The sequence below is a fragment of the Planctomycetia bacterium genome (assembly GCA_021413845.1).
Taxonomy (GTDB): Bacteria; Planctomycetota; Planctomycetia; order Pirellulales; family PNKZ01; genus PNKZ01.
Genome location: JAIOPP010000061.1, coordinates 22,699 through 38,462 on the forward strand (window position 1 = coordinate 22,699; position 15,764 = coordinate 38,462).

A 15,764-nucleotide genomic window follows, 5' to 3' on the forward strand; every position below is an offset into this window, starting at 1 on the left:
AAGGCAAGTTGCCCGCGGGCCTTTATAATTCGCGCGCGGGTTCGGCTCAATGATTATTCCGACTTTCGTGCAGCCCTACATTCGGCACGACCGCTACGGCACTTGTCGAATCCAACTCGGCGAAGCATTTTGCAGCCTCTTCACGCTCGCGACGTCGCCCCGTTTCGACCGATCAAATCGTAGATGCGCGATCGGATCCGTGTCGTCTAGATTCCGCAAACGAAGGCTCGCCGTCATGCGTCGGATGGTACTCGTTCTCGCGTTCGTCTCGTGCCGTCTGCTGGGCGGCGACGTCGCGCCGGCATGTGCGCAGTACGAAACGCGCGAGCGTGGCGAAGCGGCGGAGCGGAAGGAACTCGAGACCGACCGCGATGCCTTCACGCCGGCGACGAACACCGTCGGCCGCCGGCTCGCGGTCTTCGAGACCTCGTATTCGTTTATCGACAACCGAACCGTCGCCGAGACGCATAGTCTGCCCGAAACCCTTTTGCGTTACGGCGTGAACGATTGGTTCGAGCTGCGGGCCGGCTGGAATTACGAAGTCGGCGGCACCGGCGACATCGTTTCCGGCAGCGAAGGGGGCGAAGGTTCCGAGGCCGGCGGCATCGAGCGCGAGTCGCAGTTCCTCTACGGCTGCAAGGTGGCGCTCACGGAGCAACGGGGCTTCATCCCGCGTAGCGCGACGATCCTGCAAGGCTACACACCGTCGAGCGGCAAGGCGCCGGCGACGGATGTGGCGCTCGCATATACGTTCGGCTGGGAGTTAGCCAACCGGTGGCGGCTCGACTCCGCGATGCGCTACGGCACCGAGCATGCCGAACATGACGTGTTCAACCAATGGGCGCCGTCGGTCGTGCTGCGCGTGCCCCTTACGGAACGCTGGAACGTGCATGCCGAATACTTCGGCATCTATTCGCAAGGCTCCGAGCGCGAGTTCAGCCGGGCGTTCTTCAGCCCGGGCACGCACTATCTGCTGACCGAAAACCTGGAGCTCGGCGTGCGCCTCGGCTGGGGTCTTACGAACGACGCCTCGAACTTCTTCTCGAACGTCGGTATCGGTTGGCGGTTTTAGACAACCGGCCGTTTTACTTCGTTCCTTTGATGCGCGCGATGTGTTCGAGGAACATCTTGTCGGCGCGATCGACGGACTCGGGCCATTCGCGATGGCCGTACGGTACGCCGTCGATCATCTCCTTGCGACCCGGTAGATTGTTGTACGTCGCATAGATGCTCGTCGGCGGGCAGGTGCCGTCGATGAAGCCAACGGTAACAATGCCTTCGGCCTTGGTGCGCGTGGCGAAGTTCATCGCGTCGATATAGCGGGCGGCCTGCAACACCTTGGCATCGGGCTTGCGGTCGGCGCCGAGCGGCACGATCTTCGGCCAGCCCGCAATCCGGTCGACGACATTGCCCGAGTGATCGCACAAGGCCGGCACTCCGGCATAGAACGCGGTCACGCGTGCATCGAGCCCCGCAGCCGCTAATGCTTGTCCACCCCCTTGGCTGGCCCCGCGCACGATCACGATCTTCCCATCCCATTCCGGTTGTGCGCAAAGGAAGTCGATCGCGCGGATCAAGCGGAGATACATGCCGCGGAAGTAGATCGTCTCGCGGCTGTCGCGCCCTTGTTGCGTGTATTGCTTCAGCTCGCCGTTGTTGAGATTCGTGTAGAACTCCGGCGGCTTGCCGTTGGGAATGCCGTGAGCGTTGAGATCAAGCGCTAAGCAGCGACTACGATTGGCTGCCGACATCGCAACCCCGAGGCTACTGGAGCGCACTCCGGCTCCGTGCACGAACAGGATCGCGGGCAAGCTTTTCGGCTCGGCGTTCTTCGGCCGAGCGAAGTAGCCCGACACCGGCTTGCCGCCGAGGCAGTCGACTTCGAGATCGAAGCACTCGACCGTGGGAATCTGCGATGCGACCGGCGTGAGCTGCGATTTCATCGGCACCGCCGCCAGCAGGCTCTTTTGGTTGTTCCAGAACTCGTCGAAGTCGTCCGGCACCGGCAGGCTCGGCTTGATCGCGAGCGGATCGTAACCCACGCCGGCCTGAGCGGCGAGCAGCGTTTGTCCGTCGGGCTTGCATATCACCGCGAGCCTTAAGAAGCCCGGCTCGGTGAGCTTGCCTTTCACGCTGAACGGTCGGTCTGCCGAGGAAGTCTTTCCCGTGCTCAGCGTCTTATGACCATCGATGCTGAGCGTGTAGTTCAACTCGACGCCGGCGGCAGGCTTGTCGTCTTGGAGCAACTGAACGCTGAACGTCGCTTCCTCGCCCGACTTGTAAATCCCCTCGGGCCGATCCGCCGTGATCTGCAACTTGTACGCCGGCTTCACTGCCGGGGCTTGAGCTTGCGTGGAAGTCGCAACCAGCAAGGCGATAGATCCAGCAACGGCCGGCATGAAGAGTCGCATCGAATGGCATCCTAGGAATGGCGAGGTTATCGGGCGGGCGAGGCTGTTATCGTCGATGAGCCTCGGTGAAAAGTCAATTCCGCGCCCCATCGCGCTGCAACCGCCCCTAGGATTCGGCCCGGTTTCGCTGCTCCGCTGCGAAACTTTTCCGCCGGGCATCGACTACAATCATCGAGTCGTCGCCTTGCAGTGTCGTCGCTCGCCCCGTCTCGGATGGTATGAATGAATCGTTCTCGCTACTTAGCGGTTCTACCTTATCTAAGCGCTTTCGCCATCATTGCCGTGGCCGTGCTGACGTCGGATCATCGGGTAAGTCTTCCATTCTTCGTTTTCGTCGGCCTTTGCTTTGCCTATCTGATGCGCTCGGAGCAACGAGCGAAAAATGAACTCGAACGAGAGCTTACCGAGCGCAAGCGAATCGAAGCCGAGCTCCAGGCCAGCCAAGACCAGTTCTATAAGTTCGTGGAAAACGGACTGTTCGCCGCCTTCATCAAAGACGAGCGGGGAGCCTACGTCTTCGTCAATAAATTCGTCGAGCGCAACTTCGGCCGCGAGCGAGCCGACTATCTCGGCAAGACCGACGGAGAAATCTATCCCGCCGACCTCGCCAAAGAGTACGTCGAGAACGACCACCGAGCGTTAAGCGAAAACGCCTCCGTCCCTTTCGATGAAACCTCGCACTCGCCGGACGGCGCCGTTCGCTATTGGTCCACGATCAAGTTTCCTTTACGGGACGCCGACGGACGACAACTGCTCGGGGGCATCGCCGTGGATGTCTCCGAGATTCGCAAAGCGGAACGACAAGCCAAAGAGAGCGAAGACCGGTTGCTGCTCGCTTTGGAAGCCGGACGGATGGGGATCTGGTTGTGGGACCTGGCGACCAATCGCGTCCAATCATCGGAAACGCAAGCCAAGATTCACGGCCGCTTGCCCGAGCAGACGGAAACGCGAATCGAAGATTCCTATCACCACATCCATCCGGACGACAGAGCAAGCGTCCGGCAGGTGATCGAAAGTGCGATGCGAAACGAAGCCCCGGATCGAACCACGTATCGGGTTGTGTGGCCGGACGGCAGCATTCACTGGGTCGAAGCCATCGGCCGTGTCTCTTGCGATGCGTCGGGAGTTCACACCCAGGTCACGGGCGTATGCGTCGACATCACCGAGCGGAAACATGCCGAGAACGCTCTGCGCGAATCCGAAGAACGTTTTCGACTGTTAGCGATGCACGCTCCGGTCGGCATCGTCCTCTGCGACGCCGAGGGGCGAACGTTATTTGCCAACCCGAAAGTGTGCGAACTAGCCGATGCTCTGCCTGAGGAAGTGATGGGCTTCGATTGGCAGACGTTCATCCATCCGGACGATCGCCAGGGATTGCTCGAGGCGTGGCGCTCGGACATCGCCGCCGGGAAGATTCATTCGTCGGGCGAATTTCGGTTCGTTCGTAAAGATGGCTCGATCCGCTGGGCTTCCTCGACCGCCTCGCTCGTACATGATGCCAACGGAACTCCGATCGGCCAGATCGGCATTACGCTGGATATCACCGAACGCAAAGCGGCCGAAGATCGGCTCCGAACGAGAGAGGCGCAACTCGGCGGCATCCTCGATAACACGACGGCGGTCGTTTACCTCAAAGATTCGGAGGGACGATTCCAACTCATCAACCATCGCTTTGAAAGCATTTTCCAGGCTTTGGGGCAAAGTTTCATCGGTAAGAACGACACGGAAGTTTTCCCGGAACCTCTTGCCCGCAAATTTTTAGAGTCGGACGCGCAGGTATGGCGCGAACAAATCGCCCACACCTTCGAGGAAGACGCGCCGCACGCCGATGGCTTGCACACCTATCGATCCGTCAAGTTCCCGGTTCGAGACGCGACGGGAAAGATGATCGCGCTCGGCGGGATCTCGACCGACATCACCGATTTGAAGGAAGCCTACGAAGCCTTGCGAAAAAAAGAAGAACTCCTGCGCAATCTGATCGAAGTTCAGGAAAGCGAGAAACGGTTTCTCTGCCACGAATTTCACGATGGATTGATTCAGTACGCCGTAGCATCGTTGATGGCCTTGGAGACGCACCGCCAGAAGCAACTGGCCGATGTGTCACCGATCATCGACACGGTGATCATCGACACCGTGATCGGCAACTTACGACGAGGCGTCGACGACGGCCGACGCGTCATTCGAGGCATTCGGCCTGCCGTATTGGACGATTCCGACCTGCCCGCCGCGATCGAGGACCTGATCGGGCAGTTCGAGACTTCTGGAATGCACGTAACCGGCAAATGCGATCCCGAAATCGGCCGCTTACCCGAGGCGATTCAAACGACGATCTATCGAGTCGTGCAGGAAGCCCTGAACAACGCGAAGAATCACAGCGGCACGGATGTGGTTCGGATCGAGCTGAAGAAAACCAGCGACGGCCTGCACTTGGAAGTCAGAGACTTCGGCTCCGGTTTCGACGTTCGCTCCTCTCGCAAGCAGGGCTTCGGCCTCCTCGGCATGGCGGAACGAGTGCGGCTCCACGGCGGCGACTTGAATATCGACAGCGAACCCGATGTCGGCACTCGTATCTCGGTCCGCCTGCCGATTCCATAGCCGAGCCCGACCCAGAGGCCAAGCTCTTTGAAGGCCGACAAATACCCCCAACAGGGCTCGAACCTGTAACCTGCCGCTTAGAAGGCGATAACAGGCCTAGGCCGACGCAGCTCTCAAACACTGGAAATAACGAGGTCTCACGTATTCGTGAGAACTTCGCGTACGTTCGCGAAGCGGTCGTTATCTTCCGGTGTTTTCATGGTAATGCAAACGAAAACTGGTAATCGTGGTACTCGCGCCAAGGCGACGATCGATAAAGGACTGGCAGAGCCTTCAGACTTGCTCTCGCAGGTCGGCAAGAAACTCAGAGGCCGGCTCGACGCTCGTGACGAGCAGGTGATCACGGGCTCGGGTGCAGGCGACGTAGAGGAGATGCCGTTCCGTGTCATAGACCTCTTGCAGGTCGGCGTCGTCGCCGATCGCCTCGATGCGCTCCACTTCGTCGTCACAGGCCATCACCGCGACGGCCCGGAACTCCAGGCCCTTGGCCATGTGCATCGTGCTTACGGCAACAAACCCTTCTTCTCCGTCGCCGACGTCATCGAGCACTTGGTACGCTTGTCCCGACTTCTCGACTGCGGCCTTAGCTCAGCTCTCTCCTCCGCACTAACTTGGCGAATTGTTTTTCCGTCCGGAGATTCAAGTTGATCATAACGGCCTCCTGTTCCTTCACCCTCTCCTAAAACCTTGGGAAGATAGAGCTGACGATACTTCATGGTTTCCAGATTCTTCGCAAACCAAAGAATGTAGTCTGTCGTTCTTTTCAATCCCGAGGATCCGAGTCCGCCTCCCTTCTGGATAACGATATTCCCGAAGAAGTTGTCGGCACCGAATACTTCATCCATTACCGCCCGAACACGATGCACGTTTTCATCGCCGATCTGTACGAAGATCGAGCCGGTATCGGTGAGAAGATCGCGAGCTACGGTGAGACGATCACGGAGATAGGTTAGGTAACTGTGAATGCCGTCGCGCCATGTGTCGCGAAATGCTTTCACCTGCTCCGGCTCACGCGTAATGTGTGCGGCATTACCGTCCTTCACGTCACGGCTCGTGGTGCTCCATTGGAAGTTGCTGTTGAACTTGATGCCGTACGGCGGATCGAAGTAGATGCATTGCACCTTTCCCCGTAGCCCTTCACGCTCGGCGAGGCTCGCCATTACCTGCAGCGAGTCGCCGAGGATCATTCGGTTCGTCCAGTTCTGATCGTGCTGGTAGAACTCGGTCTTGGCGTCTCCCTCGGGCACGCCGTTGAAGTCGCCGAACAGGTCGAGTTGGTGACCGCGGCCCGAGGCTCGAGCGGTTGCATCCTTGGCGACCTGCGACTGCCGCAAGAGGTCGTCAACGAGCACCTTCGGATGAACCTTCTCTTGGATGTAGAGGGGCGGAGCATGGACGACGAGGTCGCTCCAATCCTGCTCGTCCTTACCGCGCCAAACGAGCTGCGGATCAAGATCGACGTTGCGCGGGTACCGCACCGGCACCGGCCGCTGCTGCTCTTGCTTCACGACCGACTGATACTCGGCCGTCGGAATGTTCTTCCGCTTATCGACGTCGTGCGTGATCGTCTCGACGGTCTTAGCCGGCGCGCCAGCCTTTGCTGCTTTCTTCGCCATGTCGTTGATACTGCGTTGGTTCTAGCCTTCTAGGGCGTCGGGATTCTTGAGAGACTTCTTGTCTTCGGAAGCGAGTCGTCGCTCTACCTTCTTCACGTCTTCCGACGGCGGAAGACTCTCGGGCCTGATGCCGCGTTCCAAGAGGGTCTTTCGGACGGCCTCGTTGTTGGTGATGTGTTCGCGCGAGATTTGACCCTCCGACGGGGACGCGCGGAAGCTTGACGATGCCGCACTCGATCGCGTCCATCAGCGAGAAGTCGCTCATGGTCCAAGGGAACAAGGTTCCCTCGGCGTAGTTCGAGCCGCGGAGAAAGAACGGCGTGGCCGACAGGTCGATCACGCGGAGCAGACCGAGCTTCCGTTGAACTGATTCGAGTCCCGAGATCCACAACCGCGCAGCTTCGTTGTTCCCTTCCGCTTCGAGTCGCTCTTCTCCTTTGAGCTCTTCTTCGTCGTCCTCCTTCGGCTTCTCGCGATAGCAGTGGTGGGCCTCGTCGTTCAACGCGAGAATGTTCTTCATGCCCATCAAGTCGGGCATGACGCGCTGGAGCATTTGGCCTTCGGTTTCGAGAGTCTTCAGTTCTTCGCCAAGCCGGCCTTGAAGCAACTGACGGCCACCTTTCGAGAGCTCGATCCGCTCGCGAAGTTTGAAAGCGTGGTAGTTCGTAATGACGATCTTGGCGCGATTGACGTCGTCGAGCATGTCTTGCGGCACGAGCTCGCGCGACGAATAGTAACTGTCCGGATCGTTCGGCTGCAGGACTCGCAGCCGGTCTTTGATCGTGAGCCCCGGCGCAACGATGAGGAAGCCGCGGGTGAAGTTCTTGCTCCCGGGCCGACGGACGGCGTTGATCGTTTGCCAAGCGATGAGCATCGCCATGACGGTCGTCTTGCCGGATCCGGTGGCCAGCTTGAGGGCCAGCCGCATTAGCTCGGGGTTAGCTTCCTTGTTGGCACGAGCAAGGTGGTCTAGCAGACGCTTGCCGGATTCGGAATGACGCGCCACCTCGGTGAGCCAGATCGCCGTCTCGACCGCTTCGATCTGACAGAAGAATGGCCGCTGGTTGCTGAACGGGTGATTCCGCCAGTGTTGCAACAGACGAGCGGTTTCCGGAGTGACTTGCCATTCGCTGGAGTTCGTGCCGGATCGCCAACGGTCGACGTGGCCGCGGACCTCGTTGATGATCGCGGTGACTTCGTACTGTTGCGCTTTGGTCGAGATCCCCTCTTCGTCCGTGAGTTCGAGTTCCTTCTGTTTCGCCTTCCGTTTCTTCGGCTTGGGAATCGGCGTAATGAACTCGGCCCGCCGGCGGGCCTCGACGACCTTTTGCGTCGGCTGGCCCTGATCGTCAAGCTCCCAGTGTCGGTGCGGATACTCGTACGGGGAGTTCAGGATCGGTCGTTCGAAGAACGGATTCGACATGTGTCGGCTCGGACGTCACTGGTGCCACTTCGCGCAAGAGGTCGGCGGAAGGCACGTTGCAGACCTGCCGCCTGGGATGTGTCTTACCCCTCGATCGGAGTGACTTTAACAGAGTTGTTCGAGGCCGGCTATCGTCGGCGACGACGAACTCTCGCGGCTCGGCCCGGCAGGTTTCCTCATGTCGCTCTTCAACGGTGCGAATGTTCTAGCGCGCACCGCCATTCATTGTGCTCGTCGCGTTCCGGAGCCCTAAATAGCGACCGCGATCGCGTCACAGTAGGAGAGCGAAGGAAGTGCCTTTGCCGGCGCGCCTAGTCGGAAGAAACCGCAGGCTCGCACTAGCTCACCCTGTTTCACTGGAGCCGATATGATCAGTTCTACGCTCATGAATCACTGCGGCGCACGGCAGGTCAACGCGGCGGAACTCGCGACGATCAAACCGCCGTCGCCGACGCGGACTTGGTTTCCGCTCGCCCACCGTGCCGTGCTGGACTCGGTCTGCGCGACTCTCGACAGTGCCGGTTACGCGATCTGCCGTAGCCGGCTCTCCATCTCGCACGACGGCGCTCGCTTCTTCGGCACGCTGGACCTCACGACGTCGATCAATGACGGAGTGTCGCTTGCCGTCGGCATTCGCAACTCGAACGATCAGAGCTTCCCGATCGGCTTCTGTTGCGGCCAGCGGGTTTTCGTTTGCGACAATCTCGCGTTCACGTCCGAGATCGTCGTCAGCAAGAAGCACACAAGGTTCGGTCAGGAGCGCTACCTCGAAGGGTTGGCCCGAGCCGTCGGCTCGCTCGATCAGTATCGCAGTTCGGCGGCCGGCTGGATCGAACGGATGCAGTCGTACGAACTCGGCGACGACATCGCCAACTCGCTGTTGCTGCAAGCCTACGAGCGGAAGATCGTCGGGCTCCGGCTGCTGCCGCTCGTGGTCGAAGAGTGGCGGAAGCCGTCGCGGGAGGAGTACCGACCGCGGACGGCCTATTCCCTGTTCAACTGCTTCACCGAAGTGCTCGGCCGCGAGCGTCAGTCGCGGTTTCCAGCCGAGTCGGCACTAGAGACGATGCGGCTGAGCAAGTTGCTCGCGCCGCCATCGCTGGCTGAGACGTCGTATTCCGTCGCCTCGTAGCCGCATCCGCTGTCGGTTCTGAATTTGTTACCGTTCTCTATCTCCCCGGTCGTTGCGTTGCATCGACGACCGGCAACGGTCGTCGTGACGTCGCGACCTTCCTTGTTGAAGGAGTCATTCGATGACCCAAGCCGAATTGGAAAACGAACTCGCCCGCTCGACGGGCGATTCCCTCTCGACGATCCGTCGTCACGGTTTCAACCTCGTCGAAGTTCCGGATGGCGAGCCGCTCCCGATCGACTGGGACGAACTGCAGCAGTTCGAGTCGCTTCGCTATCCGCCGCGCCGTCGGCCGGTTCGTCGCCAATTGGCGGCCTAGCCGCTTCGATCGTCCGATCTCACACCTCGCACCCGTGTCGCTCGCTCCGGCGTCGGGGCGAGCGACACGGCTTCATTCCTTCTTGGAGACTCGCCGTGTTGACCATCTCTCGTTCGATCCTCCGCCGCTTCCGCGCGCTTTGCCGTCGCGGTGGATTGCATAAGGCCGGCTCGGCCGGCTGCGTCGTGACGTTCGCCGGCGGTCCCGAGGGCTGTCGCATCCAGGCGGCCTCGACAGACGTCGCTATAGAATACTGTCATCCCGAACCTTGCGAGGCCGGGACAATCCGATTGCCGCTCGCCGCCTTGGAGGCCTGTGAGGGCCGCAATGATGAACTAGTGACGTTCGTCGTACGGCCAGACGACTCCGTCGAGCTCGTCTGGAACGACCACGGCGTCCCTCGGTCCTCGGAGCAGATTCAACCGAAGCCGAAGGGCGACGCGTTGCCGGCGTGGCCCAACAAGATGGCCAACAACGATGCCGAGGTCTGGCAGGCGTTGGCCGACGCCGTCGAGACGACCGATCCGAAGTCGTCGCGCTACGCGCTCGGTTGCCTTCATCTTCGCGGAGCCGCAGGAACGGTCGAGGCGACTGACGGTCGCCAAGCGCTGATTGAGTGCGGATACCAGTTCGGCTTCGAGTCCGACGTCTTGATCCCGGCGACGAAGCTACTCGGCTGCGCTGACCTGAGTCCGTCCGAGGACTTTCGGATCGGCCGAACGGAAAAGAGCGTCGTGTTCGAGCTCGGATCCTGGCGGCTGACGCTACGCATCCAAGACGGCCGGTTCCCGAAGCTCGATCAGATCGTGCCGAGCGGTGCCGCAGTGAAGTCGACGCTTGAGCTCACAGCCGACGATGCTCGATTTCTTTGCGACGCAATCCCGCGACTTCCTTGCCATGACGGTCTCCATCGACCGATCACGCTCGACCTCAACGGGCAAGTGCTCGTCCGTTCTCGCGAGACCGAGACGGCCCGGCCGACTGAGTTGCAACTCGGCACGTCGAAACTCGTCGGCGAGCCGATGGTGCTCAACACGAACCGCCGCTACGTCGAGCGAGCATTACGGCTGGGCTTCCGTAGCGTCGGCCTCTTTGGGCCGGAGTCGCCGGTGCTTTGCGTTGACGACCGCCGCCGGTTCATCTGGATGCTGCTCGACAAGGCCTCCGTCATTCCTCGGCACGACGATCCGATCCGAATGGCACCGGACGTTGCGCGCCGGCCAAGCAATCATGCGAAACACGCCGAATCGGATCGCAGTTCCGCTTTGCCTCGTACTTCTAAACCCCAACCAGCGGAGGCCCCTATGACCGTACCGATCAACAAGCAAGTTGCAGCATCGGCGACGGCGGTGACGCCGAACGATGCCAAGCCGGAAAAGCCGGCGCGCAAGAGTCCGGCCACGTCCACAATCGAGCAGGCCATGGCGCTACGCGACACGCTTCGCAACGTCGCTCGACAGGCCGGCGAACTCGCCCGCTCGCTCAAGCAACAGAAGCGGCAGGCCCGGATCGTCGCGACTACGCTCGCGTCGCTCAATGAGCTACAGAAGGTGGCTGGCTAGGTTCGGAAATGCTAAGTCACTTGCGTCATCTCCGTCACCGGCCGATGACGCAAGTGCCGCGCATTCAAGCCGTGCGCACAGCGATTACCACAAACGACCGCCGTAGAACGGCACCCGAAATGCTCCTGTATCGGCAGCGTCCGCTCGTCGTGCCGAGAAGTGCGAGTTGCACCTAAGTGCGCGCTGCATAACGACTTCGACGCACACTGAAGCGAGTGTTAGATCGTGCGAGTCGACCGGACGTTCGACAGCGAACATGAGCTAACACTAAGGCAAGTGTGAGCTCAGATGACCTAAATCACGGCGTTTAGCGACATCTCACACCTGGACAGCCGAAACACATACGCGCTTTTCCAAAAACAGCGCGTCGATTACTTAGGCGGCGTGCCGGTCGGCAGATCCCGGAACACGATATTGCGGAAACGTGCGGTCGCCGGCGCTCCTTGCGAGACGAGTTGCCAACCCGGGAGTCCACCGGGAGGAATATCGAACTCGCCGTCGGCGGTGGTCGTGCCGTTGAGCGTGATCGTCACATGCTTGCCGACGACGCGGACCGTCATCCGATTGTAGTCGTCGGGCTTCACCAGCTTTTGGTACACGGCCGGATCGACCGACTTTACGACACCGTTGCGCGGTCCGCTTTGCCACCAGAGGCCCCCGTAGCCGGTCTTGCCGGTGCCGCCGATCTCGACTTGCGGGCCGGTCATCGTCGTGGTCCCCAGTGCTTCGTCAAACAGCGTGCTGCGGAACTGCACTCCGGAGTTCGCTTGGTCTCCCTCGAGTTTCACTTCGTACTCGAGTTCGAAATCACGATGCCGTTTCGCGCCGTAGAGAAACGTCGCTCCTTTGACCATTTGCATGCCGACGAGCTCGCCAGATTCCCATTTCCAAACGCCGGGCTTGCCGGTCCAGCCGGTGAGGTCGATGCCGTTGAAGAGCGGAACGTCACCGGTCGACGATGCCGACGCGGGAGCGGCTTCGGCGACCGGCGTTAGGGTCATCTCGCGTACGAGGAAGCTCGCCTGACTGCCGAGGAACAAATTTCGTTTGTCGGGGACGTTCCAATTGGAAAACGTCGAGAACTTAGTCATGTCTCCCTGCCACGCGAGAATCTCTTTCCCTTCGCAGACGACGGTGACTCCGCTTTTGCGAACCGAGACGCGAATCGTGCTCGTCTTCCCCGGAGTGAGAACGGGGCCCGGATAGCTCGGTCCCGTTTTCCCCTCGATCATTTCCAGCGCGCATTTCCCGGGCTTGCCGAAACCGTCGATGCAGATCGTCCCTTGCCGGCCCCGCGTCGTGAAGAAGAGATCGAACGCTTGGCCTTTGTCGTCGACCCTTTCCACCTTTACGTCCCAATCGTACTCCTCCGGAGCTTCGTATGGGATCTTCACCAGCGACCATTGGGAGCCTTCGCTGGGCGACCTGAGTCCGCCAGGCCCCTTGGTCCATACGCCTCCGTTGAACGAGACTTTCGGATCGACAAGGGCAAGCAAGTCGACGCGGCCGACGGTCGGATTACCAGCCGTCACCGGTGCGACGATTGAGACCGGCGACGCGGCCGTCACCAGCTTCGCCGTATGAAACGTCACGGGACGCTTCCATGATCCGATGCCAAGTCGGCCTGGGTGCTTCATCGGTGTCGAAGACTCCAAACTGAGCCGTTTGAAGTCGCCTGTCCAACTCACGAGTGGTCGGTCATCGAGAAACGTTTGTAACGAACCGCGACGCACTTTTACGACGGAACGGTAGCGCTTTCCGACGACCAGCGGCAGGTCCAATTGCATCGCCGCTTCGGTAATGTCCTTGGAGAATTTGCCGTCGAGCAGTTCGAAGCCGTACAGCGGCGGCGTACGGCCGTGGGCGTTCAGTTTCCATGCGAACATGCTCCCTTGCGACGCCAGATAATGGTTGACGTTCATCCCGGGTGCAGTCGGCGTGAACTCGATCTCGAGATCGTATTCGTCGGGCGCATCGTAAGGAAACTGTAGGACACTCGCGCCCGTCGGGTTGTGTCCGGCGAGGCCATCCGGCAGTCGCTGCCATTCACCGAGTTGAGCGTCGCGAGCGACGTCGATCAAAGCGAGAAGATCGACGGTCGAACCGGCGGCTGCTTTGACGCGCGGCGTGCCGTCGGGATTGAGCTCGCGGACGCGTAAGTTGCGCAACTCAACCTGTGTAGGATAGAGCTGCAGGCCGATTCGCCCGCGCAATCGCTTGGCTGCGATGTTTCCTCTCTCGACGACTTGCGTGCCGTTAATAGAGACCCGAGCGTATTTATCGATTGCGGCCAAGTACAGCTTATGCCATTGGCCGGTCGGCGTACTGGGCTGTGGAATGGGGGCCGCCGCGTTATAAAGCGCACCCGTACGCTGTTTCTCCGAGTGATGGGAGAATTTAGGACTTTTGTCATCGAGAAGCTGCACCTCATGGAAGCTGCCGTCACTCGAATTCCCTTCCGCCCAGGCTCGAATGAACACTCCGCTGTTGCTATCGGGCGCGAGCTTGTATTCGCATTCAAATTCAAAGTCGTCGTAGTCGGCGTCGGACATCAGCCAGCCGTGTGAATCGGTCGTGCTACCGACAATCACGCCATCGACGACCGTCCAGCGACCGCCTTTTTGCGGAGTCCAACCGGTGAGATCGCGGCCGTTGAAGAGCGAGGTCCAGCCGGCGGTCGCAACGGGGCTCGGCGCGACGCTGAGCGGCGAACCGTCGGCGGCGACCCATTGCGCACCGACGATCTGACCGTCGCGGCCGTGACCCGATGAGTCGACGGCGACGCTTCCCCGGCCTTCGTCGAAGCGATAGAGCGCGAGAGTGTCGCCGTCGGACGTGAGTTGCGGCGGAGGATCGAATCGGGCCGAGCCGGCATAGGGAAACGTTTTCGAAATGCGGACCTGATCGACGATGCCGGCGAAATCGCCGAACCCGATTCGCAGCGCGCCGCGCGGTCGCTCGCTGCGGATGGCACGATCGATCGAGTGGCCGTGGGAACGGAGCCCGTCGACGAAAACCTGGATATCATCTCCTCGCCAAACGCCTGCGACATGCACGCGTTTGCCGAGCTCGGCGGGGAAGAATGCAGTCCCACCCACTCTGGGATTGGCTTGAGGGCTGATCGTAAAATGCCAATCTTTCTTTCCGAACCTGAGCGCGAGTTGAGAACCTTGATCGTCGCCAATTCGAATGACGTCGGTAAAGGAATCGCCTGTCTTCAGCGGTGTGACCCAGGCCTCGATCGTCAGCGGCGGGTCGCCGTCGCAATGGAAGGTGGGGAACGAGACGAACTGCTCCTTCCCTTCGAACTTCAGGGCGGCATCGACCGCACCGGTCGACTGCGGCGGCCCCACCGGCAAGGTCGATGGGGTCGAGGCGGTCCATTCGACGTTGCAATTGGGAAAGACTTTCTTGAGATCCGCAACGCCCGCCGCCGTAACGCCCGTGCCGCCGAGCCTGACGAGATCCAATCCCGGCAACTTAGCGAGATGCTTGAGGCCGACGTTTGTGATTCCCTCGTTGCCTCGCAGATCGATTTGGCGCAACGAAGTTAAGCGAGTCGCAACCCATTGCATGCCACGATCGGTGATGCGACCTCCGGCGATTTGAAGCGAGTCTAGCTTCGGTAAGTCTGCCATCTGCTCAAGGGCCGTGTCCGGACATCTTAAATTCGTAACGTTGATTTCGAACAGCCGACTCAGCCCATGGATCTCCGGAAGCGAGTCGATCGGAGGAGCACCGCGTGCGATCTTCAGGACGTAGAACGGTTCGCGTGGAAGCGCCGATTTGCTCAGCACCCTGGTTGAACCGAATGCGCCGCTTCCCGCAAAAACGATTTCGCAAGAGCCCGTTCCGACAAAACACCATTCCGCGGCGGCCCGATTCCTTTGTGCTTCCGCCGCCGTGATTCCGGTTGTGGTCGGTGCGGCGGGCGTCGGCTTCACTTCCACGCTCGCCCCGTTCGGCACGTTCACTTCCGCGACGACGTTGCCGTCTTTGTCGCGCACGGTCACGATGATGCCCGCGACGAGCAGCAGCGCCGCTCCGATGATCCCGCCGGCGATCAGCTTCACGTTCTTGGGCGGCGATTTAGTCTTCTTCGCAGCGGGGCGCGGCTGCGGAGACGCAGCGGGCGCGACGCCCGCTCCGGCCGGCAGCACTTCGCTTTTCGGGTCCGTTTCGGCAGCCGACTTATCGAACTGCGCCGTGACATCGAGCTGCGCCGCGTTCGCGGTCTTCGATCCGGCCTCCGGTTTCACCGGCGACACCGCAGCGCCCCCCTTCGTCATGCCGCCGGCAGTCGTCGGGCTATTCCCCATCGACTTCATGAACGAGGCGAGCTCGGCGTTTCCTCCGCCGCTCGAACCGGAGCCGGATCGCGAGCCGCTCGACGAACTTCCGTCGCTGAACGGCCCCAGCGCCGTAATCACTTCGTCCATCGTTTGGAAGCGATCTTGCGGCCGCTTGGCGATCATCTTGTGAAACGCTTGTTCGAGCGCCCACGGCACGTCGTCGCGCGTCTTCACCAGCGACGGCAACTGCCCATCGCGATGCGCCATCAGCCGGCCGATCATCGAGTCACTCTCGTACACCTTCCGCGCCGTCAGCAGAAACCAAAGCGTGCAACCGAGCGAGTAGATGTCGGCTCGGGCATCGGCCGTTTTCGTGTTCGCCGCCTGCTCGGGACTCATGTAGTCGACCGTACC

Annotated in this window: 8 protein-coding genes and 2 pseudogenes; 5 read left to right on the top strand and 5 right to left on the bottom strand. The window is 60.6% G+C overall.

All coding sequences use genetic code 11. From position 1 onward, the window contains the following. Positions 1 to 235 precede the first annotated feature (235 nt). Positions 236 to 1,072 (top strand): transporter, encoded by an 837-nt coding sequence (locus K8U03_11380; GenBank protein ID MCE9605489.1) that lies wholly within the window; start codon positions 236 to 238, stop codon positions 1,070 to 1,072. Between the two features lie 13 nt (positions 1,073 to 1,085). On the opposite strand, the gene K8U03_11385 is transcribed toward K8U03_11380, so the two are convergent. Continuing rightward, entirely contained in the window at positions 1,086 to 2,411 is a 1,326-nt protein-coding gene (locus K8U03_11385; GenBank protein ID MCE9605490.1) for an alpha/beta fold hydrolase, read from the bottom strand. 222 nt (positions 2,412 to 2,633) lie between these two features. Here K8U03_11385 and K8U03_11390 point away from each other — a divergent pair, with 222 nt between their 5' ends. Then, on the top strand, positions 2,634 to 5,006 hold the full coding sequence (locus K8U03_11390; protein ID MCE9605491.1) for a PAS domain S-box protein: 2,373 nt from the start codon (positions 2,634 to 2,636) through the stop codon (positions 5,004 to 5,006). A gap of 273 nt (positions 5,007 to 5,279) precedes the next feature. Here K8U03_11390 and K8U03_11395 read toward each other — a convergent pair. From K8U03_11395 to K8U03_11405, 3 genes and pseudogenes are all read right to left on the bottom strand, one after another. Beyond that, positions 5,280 to 5,594, bottom strand: a pseudogene (locus K8U03_11395) (ATP-binding domain-containing protein). Beyond that, a complete protein-coding gene (locus K8U03_11400) occupies positions 5,510 to 6,622 on the bottom strand; it encodes a site-specific DNA-methyltransferase (protein ID MCE9605492.1) in 1,113 nt (370 codons plus the stop codon). The pseudogene K8U03_11395 and the gene K8U03_11400 overlap by 85 nt, the downstream one beginning before the upstream one ends. Before the next feature lie 199 nt (positions 6,623 to 6,821). Then, positions 6,822 to 8,045 (bottom strand): annotated as a pseudogene (locus tag K8U03_11405) (DEAD/DEAH box helicase family protein). A gap of 367 nt (positions 8,046 to 8,412) precedes the next feature. On the opposite strand from K8U03_11405, the gene K8U03_11410 reads away from it, so the two are divergent. The 3 genes from K8U03_11410 to K8U03_11420 all read left to right on the top strand — a co-directional run bounded on the left by K8U03_11410 (position 8,413) and on the right by K8U03_11420 (position 11,058). Then, positions 8,413 to 9,177 (top strand): hypothetical protein, encoded by a 765-nt coding sequence (locus K8U03_11410; protein MCE9605493.1) that lies wholly within the window; start codon positions 8,413 to 8,415, stop codon positions 9,175 to 9,177. A 121-nt stretch (positions 9,178 to 9,298) separates the two neighbouring features. Further along, positions 9,299 to 9,496 carry a hypothetical protein gene (locus K8U03_11415; GenBank protein ID MCE9605494.1) on the top strand — a complete coding sequence of 66 codons (198 nt, stop codon included), beginning with the start codon at positions 9,299 to 9,301 and terminating at the stop codon, positions 9,494 to 9,496. A gap of 95 nt (positions 9,497 to 9,591) precedes the next feature. Continuing rightward, positions 9,592 to 11,058: a hypothetical protein gene (locus tag K8U03_11420; protein ID MCE9605495.1), complete on the top strand. Its 1,467-nt coding sequence runs from the start codon at positions 9,592 to 9,594 to the stop codon at positions 11,056 to 11,058. A gap of 371 nt (positions 11,059 to 11,429) precedes the next feature. On the opposite strand, the gene K8U03_11425 is transcribed toward K8U03_11420, so the two are convergent. Next, positions 11,430 to 15,749, bottom strand: coding sequence for a DUF1080 domain-containing protein (locus K8U03_11425; GenBank protein ID MCE9605496.1), 4,320 nt, complete (start codon positions 15,747 to 15,749; stop codon positions 11,430 to 11,432). Positions 15,750 to 15,764 lie beyond the last annotated feature (15 nt).